Origin of the sequence: Sphingobacterium sp. UBA1498 (assembly GCF_002325125.1) — a bacterium.
Classification (GTDB): Bacteria; Bacteroidota; Bacteroidia; order Sphingobacteriales; family Sphingobacteriaceae; genus Sphingobacterium.
The window spans coordinates 23,335-30,609 of the sequence record NZ_DCRG01000024.1 but is presented as its reverse complement, the minus strand read 5'-3'; the positions used below and the strand labels follow the sequence as shown (position 1 = coordinate 30,609).

5 protein-coding genes are annotated in these 7,275 nt (G+C 39.2%); 3 read left to right on the top strand and 2 right to left on the bottom strand.

Translation table 11 applies throughout. The features are described from left to right. Positions 1-23: 23 nt before the first annotated feature. Positions 24-740, bottom strand: a complete 717-nt coding sequence (locus tag B3139_RS14630; protein WP_293884312.1) for a superoxide dismutase — start codon at positions 738-740, stop codon at positions 24-26. A 443-nt stretch (positions 741-1,183) separates the two neighbouring features. Between B3139_RS14630 and B3139_RS14625 the strand changes: the two genes are divergently transcribed. Together B3139_RS14625 and B3139_RS14620 are read left to right on the top strand one after the other, a co-directional pair. Further along, entirely contained in the window at positions 1,184-2,230 is a 1,047-nt protein-coding gene (locus B3139_RS14625; RefSeq protein WP_293884310.1) for a ferredoxin--NADP reductase, read from the top strand. A gap of 121 nt (positions 2,231-2,351) precedes the next feature. Continuing rightward, positions 2,352-4,280, top strand: coding sequence for an acetoacetate--CoA ligase (locus tag B3139_RS14620; protein WP_293884308.1), 1,929 nt, complete (start codon positions 2,352-2,354; stop codon positions 4,278-4,280). Between the two features lie 82 nt (positions 4,281-4,362). On the opposite strand, the gene B3139_RS14615 is transcribed toward B3139_RS14620, so the two are convergent. After that, complete coding sequence (locus B3139_RS14615) at positions 4,363-5,970, bottom strand: acyl-CoA carboxylase subunit beta (protein WP_293884306.1); 1,608 nt, start codon at positions 5,968-5,970, stop codon at positions 4,363-4,365. A gap of 153 nt (positions 5,971-6,123) precedes the next feature. Between B3139_RS14615 and B3139_RS14610 the strand changes: the two genes are divergently transcribed. After that, positions 6,124-7,272 carry an acyl-CoA dehydrogenase family protein gene (locus B3139_RS14610; RefSeq protein ID WP_293884304.1) on the top strand — a complete coding sequence of 383 codons (1,149 nt, stop codon included), beginning with the start codon at positions 6,124-6,126 and terminating at the stop codon, positions 7,270-7,272. Positions 7,273-7,275: the final 3 nt, after the last annotated feature.

Here is a 7,275-nt window from a genome sequence, read left to right as displayed (position 1 = left end):
AAATTTGAGACAGCTTCTTTTCTTTATGCTAACCTTTCGTTAACTTTTTTCCAGTTCACAATATTCCACCAATTTTTGATATAATCAGCTCTTTTATTTTGATAGTGTAGGTAATAAGCATGTTCCCATACATCAAGACCTAAAATAGGAATTCCTGTCACCTCAACAACGTCCATCAAAGGATTGTCTTGATTTGTGGTAGAGGTAATTTTCAAGTTACCAGAATCATCCAAAATTAACCATGCCCATCCCGAACCGAATCTTGAGGTTGCTGCAGCCGCAAATAGCTCTTTAAATTTGTCTAATGAGCCAAATGTGCTATTGATCATCTTCAATAATTTCTCGGAAGGCTCGCCCGGCTTATCAGATATACTTTCCCAAAAGAAATTGTGGTTCCAAGCCCCACCCGCATTATTTCTTGCTTTGGGAGAATATTTGGATATGTTTGCTAAAAGTTGTTCCTCTGATGCTTCTTTGATATTTTCAGCAAGGATAGCTTCATTAATAGCATTAATATACGCTATATGATGCTTTGTATAATGGATTTCCATGGTCAACTCATCAATATTAGGCTCCAAAGCGGCATAATTGAACGGTAATTTGACTTGGGAAAACTTTAATGTAGCGGCATTTAATTCCGTTGCTTTCGCGGAGGCAATATCTTGTAATATTGATATAGATACAGCAATGCCAAGTGTTGCTTTTGCTGCATTTTGAAGGAAGTTTCTGCGTGTTTGCATATAATCTTATTGTGATTAGTTTTGATATAAATATAACGTGAAATTTTGCAATTATTGTTCTCCAATTGTCTGTTAATTGTAATACAATAAAATTGTTATCAATTCGACTTTTTCCCTTGCCATAGTCTTTCAGATTAGTACCATTGTTAAGAGATGAATCATGGTCATTATAGTTTGGATTGAGATATAGTTTAGATTGTATTAACAATAGAGGTGCTTTCGTGGTGCTTAGAAGGTTACACCAACTTGAGGACGTAATGTATTTGCTCTCAAGACTGATTGAACTCTGATTCATGTCGCATTGACGGGGCTTGGGAGTCTAATATATTGTTTATTATGCTTGAATGATTTTTTTGGATAAGCTTAGATAGTGCTTAGGTATTCGGGTCGTCTCCATTCTATCAAAGCACTTATAATTTCTGATTTTTATGTAATTTTGAGCTATGTATACATTAAGGATCTCAAAAATTATCCCTCAACCCAACAATAATATAACCTTTCAGCTTGAGCCAGTAGCAGGAGGCTATCCTCCTTATAAAGCTGGGCAGTTCATTACTCTTTCTTTTGTGTTTGGTGAGCGGGAGATACGTCGTTCTTATTCTTTAAATAGTTCGCCAGATAATAATGAGCCCCTTAGTATCACTGTGAAGCGTGTCGAAAATGGCGAAATATCTAGATTGCTCCATCATACTATTGTAGAGGGAGATGTTGTCAATGCCATGGAGCCTCAAGGTTTGTTTGTATATGAACCTGAACCGGAAAAGGTTCGAACACTATTTCTGTTTGCCGCAGGAATTGGTATCACACCATTATATGCTATTTTAAAAACAGCACTTGTTGCAGAATCTAAATCTAAAGTCGTACTAGTCTATAGCAATAGTACATTGGAATCTACCCCATTTCGATCGGAATTGGAACATTGGGCGGATCAATTTCCTGATCGTTTAACAATTATATGGATTTACTCCGATAGTAAAAACTTGATGAAAGCTAGATTAAACAGAGATTATATTTATGATATTGTCAAAAATCATTTGTTTGGAAGTAGAGAGGAGGCCCTGTTCTATACCTGTGGTCCTGTGATTTACATGGATCTATGCCGTTTTACACTTTTGGGGATGGGATTTGGTTTTGATCAGATAAAAAGGGAGACATTTTTGTTGCCTGAAAATGAAGAGGACGATGATGATGAAACTGAAAAGAAAGTCGACAAAGCAGTCTATGCTATAAAATTATATTTTCAAGGGGAGACTTATATTCTTGAAGTTCCCTACAATAAATCTATTTTAGATGTAGCTCTGGAACATAAAATCAAATTACCTTATTCCTGTAGATCCGGCATGTGTAGTACCTGTATTGCGCAGTGTATTAAAGGAAAGGTGAAGATGGATTATAATGAAGTACTAACAGATCGAGAGGTAGAGCAGGGAAGAACACTATTGTGTACTAGTCACCCGTTAGAGATGGATACAGAGGTTGAAGTGTTGTAAACTAGATCTAGTATTTAAAGTAGCGATATGGTTGTTCTTTATGTTTATTGGTAATAATTAAAATTGCACATACAAGTAAATTTATTTATGTTTGGATATAACCGTTTTATATCTAACTATTATGGGGAAATTACTCTGGAGCCCAACAGAAGAGCAGAAATCTCAATCTGAGATCAATAAGTTTAAACAATATATTGAAAAGGAGTATGGTTTGTGCTTCAGTTCCTATCAGGAACTTTGGGCGTGGTCAACGACAGATCTATCCAATTTTTGGAAGAGTATAGCGACCTATTTCAATTTGGCGTTTCATTCAGATTTTACAAATATTATCGAGCTGCCTGCAGATTCAACAAGCTTTATTGGTACAAAGTGGTTTGCTGGAGCGACCTTGAACTATGCCGAACACGTATTTCGCAAAGCTTCAGAGCAGCGTCCGGCGTTAATCTTTCAATCGGAGCAGCAAGTTAGGAGAGAGGTTTCTTGGCTTGAATTAGAATTTATCGTGCTCAAGCTTCAGATCTATTTGAAAGAAATAGGTGTTCAAAGCGGAGATCGTGTAGCAGGTGTGCTAATTAATGGTATTGAAGCAGTCGCATTATTTTTGGCTACAAATTCCATCGGAGCTGTTTGGTCCTGTTGTTCTCCCGACTTTGGGGAAGCAAGTATTCAGGATCGTTTTGAGCAGATAGAACCTAAAGTTCTGTTCGCTAACAGTAGTTATTCCTATAATGGTCGTCATTTTGAGAAGTCTGAAAATATCAAACAACTCGCAGAACAGTTACCTTCGTTATTGGCCTGCGTTTTTATTGATGACAATATATGGGAAGGGATTATGGGAAAAGATGTTAACCAACATAAGCTTCAGTTCACAGCAGTACCGTTTGATTCTCCAATATGGATTTTGTATTCTTCCGGAACGACAGGAAAACCTAAAGCCATTACACACGGAGTTGGAGGCATGCTACTAGAGCATGTGAAAGCAGTCGGGTTGCATCAAAATGTACAAAATGGCGAACGTTTTATGTGGTATTCAACTACCGGATGGATGATGTGGAATTACGCACTTTCGGCCCTCTTAATGGGAAATACATTGTGTATATATGACGGAGCAACAAATTATCCTGATAAACTTAGTTTATGGAAATTTGCGCAGGAAAATAAGGTGGATCACTTTGGTGTTGGCGCAGCTTATCTCATATCGTGTCAGGATCAAGATTTAAGGTCGCTGTCTTATCAGCCCAAAACAATAGGATCAACTGGTTCACCGCTTCCACCTGATGTTTTTGAGTGGCTAAATGAACAGTTTCCGAAGAGTCAAATTATTTCGTTGAGTGGTGGAACGGATGTTTGCAGTGCCTTTCTCTCTGGCTGTGCATTGCGCGATGTGTATGCCGGTGAAATTCAATGCCGTGCATTAGGAGCTAAGATTGAAGCCTTTGATGTCGATGGTCATAATCTTTATAAAGAGGTAGGAGAACTTGTTATCTTAGCACCTATGCCATGCATGCCTATTTATTTTTGGAATGATCCAGCTAATAAAAAATACTTTAATAGTTACTTTGATAAATACCCAGGGGTGTGGAATCACGGTGATTGGATTCAGATTACATCACACGATGGAGTCATTATGTATGGGCGTTCAGATGCTACGTTGAACCGAGGTGGCGTACGTATTGGCACAGCAGAAATCTATAATGTGTTAAATAAAACCGAAGGAGTCTTGGATAGCCTGGTTGTTTGTGTAGATCACGAAAATGGATCTTCTGACATGTTACTTTTTGTACAATTGAACGATAGTCTATTGAGCGATGCATTAAAAGGAGATATTAAGCGAGCACTTAGGCAGCAGTATAGTCCACGTCACGTACCTGACTATATTTTTCAGGTAGCAGCTATCCCCTACACGTTAAGCGGAAAGAAGCTGGAGTTACCGGTCAAGAAGATTTTTTCAGGGATGGCTATAGAGAAAGCGGTTTCAGTAGATATTATGCGAAACCCAGAGTGCTTGTCCGATTTTGAAGAACTTAGCAAAACTTGGAAACAACATTAAATGTTCCGTATTATCATTTATTATCGATCCCCCTCACATTTCACGGGCTCTTCTGGGTGAGGGGAATTTACGATTGTTACCATTAAACCTGTATAACGCCTACATTATATCGCTCCAGGATAGGCTTTTCGTTGGCCGCTTCTATACCCATGCTAATGACTTTTCTAGTTTCTTCGGGTGATATTATTCCATCAACCCATAATCTCGCTGCGGCATAATAGGGGCTGAGTTGTTCGTTATAGCGATTTTCAATTGATTTGAGAAGATTATTTTTCTCTTCTTCGGTTATTTCCTGACCTTTGGATTTTAAAGCTGATTCTTGGATTTGGAAGAGAGTTTTGCCAGCAGCAGCACCACTCATAACAGCCATTTGGGCAGTAGGCCATGCATAGATTAATCGTGGGTCATACGCTTTGCCGCACATGGCATAGTTTCCGGCACCATAACTATTCCCGACAATAAAAGTAAACTTCGGAACTACAGAATTAGCCATTGCATTTACCATTTTTGCTCCGTCTTTGATGATTCCGCCTTGTTCGGAGCGGCTTCCTACCATAAACCCAGTGACATCCTGGAAAAATACAAGTGGAATGCGTTGCTGGTTGCAATTCATAATGAAACGTGCAGCTTTGTCTGCAGAGTCACTGTAAATAACTCCTCCCATTTGCATTTCCATAGCGTTACCTGGTTTTTTGGCTTTGATAATTTCACGTTGATTGGCAACGATTCCAACAGCCCAACCATCTACACGTGCAAGGGCGCATACAATTGTTTTCCCATAATCTGGTTTGTATTCCTCTAATGTTTCTGCGTCGACGATTGCATGTAAAATATCCTGCATACGATACGGTTTGGTTCTATCTTCGGGGAGAATATCCGCTATTTTACCCGGATCTGTTTTTGGGGGCTGGCTTATCGTTCTATTGAAATTAGCTTGGGCATGTCCTCCGATTTTATCAATAACATTTTTTATTGCTTCCAAGCAACTCTGGTCGTCGGGGAATTTATTATCTGTTACACCAGATATCTCCGAATGTGTAGAAGCTCCACCTAGTGTTTCGGCATCTACGGTTTCACCGATCGCGGATTTAACTAGATAAGGACCTGCTAAAAATACAGACCCTGTCCCCTCCACGATAAAGGCGTAGTCAGACATAATTGGAAGATAAGCTCCACCAGCGACACAGCTTCCCATGATTGCTGCAATTTGAGGGATACCCATCGAAGACATGCGTGCATTATTACGGAATATGCGTCCAAAATGTTCTTTATCGGGAAATATTTCATCTTGCATGGGTAAAAAAACACCGGCAGAATCTACCAAATAAATAATCGGCAGATTGTTTTCCATAGCAATTTCTTGCGCGCGTAGATTTTTTTTAGCAGAAATAGGGAACCAGGCTCCAGCCTTTACCGTTGCGTCGTTAGAGACAATAACGCATAGTTTCGATTTTACGTAGCCCAGTACAGCGGCACAGCCTGCGTTTGTGCAGCCACCATATTCTTTATACATCCCTTCGCCGGCAAACATTCCTATTTCGATATATTCCCGATCTGGGTCGAGTAGATATTCTATTCTTTCCCAAGCCGACATTTTCCCTTTTTCTTTAAGTTTTTTGACTTTATCTATACCACCACCGAATTTTAGATTTTCTCTTTTTTTGCGAAGTAATGCAAGTAGCTCCTTCATAATTTATAATCTTGGTTTAAAAAGCTGTTGAATTAAGGATTTCTTATTTTTAGATAAATTTAAAATAAAATTTTAAAATATTTGCAATTTTATTCCTAAATATTTTGATATATTTGAATAGAATTACCGATTGTAAATTTAATATTCATGCTTATGTTTATTGAAAATAAACAACAAATGGATATGATCAGAGCAAGTGCGCGAGATTTTGCACAGTATCATATCAAACCTTATGTGATGGAATGGGACGAAGCCCAAATTTTTCCAATAGAAGTTTTTAAAAAGTTAGGCGAACACGGCTTCATGGGCGTGATTGTTCCCGAAGAATATGGTGGGTCTGGGCTCGGATACCAGGAATATATTACCGTTTTGGATGAGATTTCTAAAGTATGTGGTTCTATAGGACTTTCTGTAGCGGCGCATAATTCCTTATGTACAAATCATATCTTGAGCTTTGCCAGTGAAAGGCAAAAGAAGCATTATCTTCCGAAACTAGCGACAGCCGAATGGATAGGCGCTTGGGGGCTCACCGAAACAGGGTCAGGTTCGGATGCAGGCGGAATGACGACGTTTGCTGAAAGGGATGGTGATTATTATATTTTAAATGGTTCCAAGAATTTTATAACCCATGCTATCAGTTCGAGCGTAGCGGTAGTTATCGCGCGAACGGGGACCAAAGGTGATAAAAAAGGAATGTCAGCCTTCATTGTTGAGAAAGGAGTTCCCGGATTTACCGCTGGCAAGAAGGAGAATAAATTGGGGATGCGAGCTTCGGAAACAGCTTGTCTGTTTTTTGATAACTGTCGGATACATCGCGATCAACTTATTGGAGAAGAAGGACAAGGTTTTGTACAGGCGTTGAAGTTATTGGATGGGGGGCGTATTTCTATTGCGGCACTTTCGTTAGGTATCGCCCGAGGAGCTTATGAGTGTGCGCTAAAATATGCACACGAGCGTGAGCAGTTTGGAAAAAAGATTTACGACTTTCAAGCAGTTTCATTTTCACTTGCAGATATGGCTACCCAAGTTGAAGCTAGCGAATTGTTAACAAGACAAGCCGGCTATTTGAAGGATCATGGGCAACGTGTTTCTAAAATAGGAGCGATGGCTAAGCTTTATGCTTCAGAGGCTGCTGTCAACGTTTCCAACGAATCCGTTCAGATTTTTGGCGGATATGGGTTTACTAAGGACTATCCCGCGGAGAAGTTTTTTAGAGATGCTAAGCTATGCACAATAGGGGAGGGGACTTCAAGTATTCAAAAAATGGTGATCGCCAGAGAGATCCAGAAAGATATTTTATAGTGT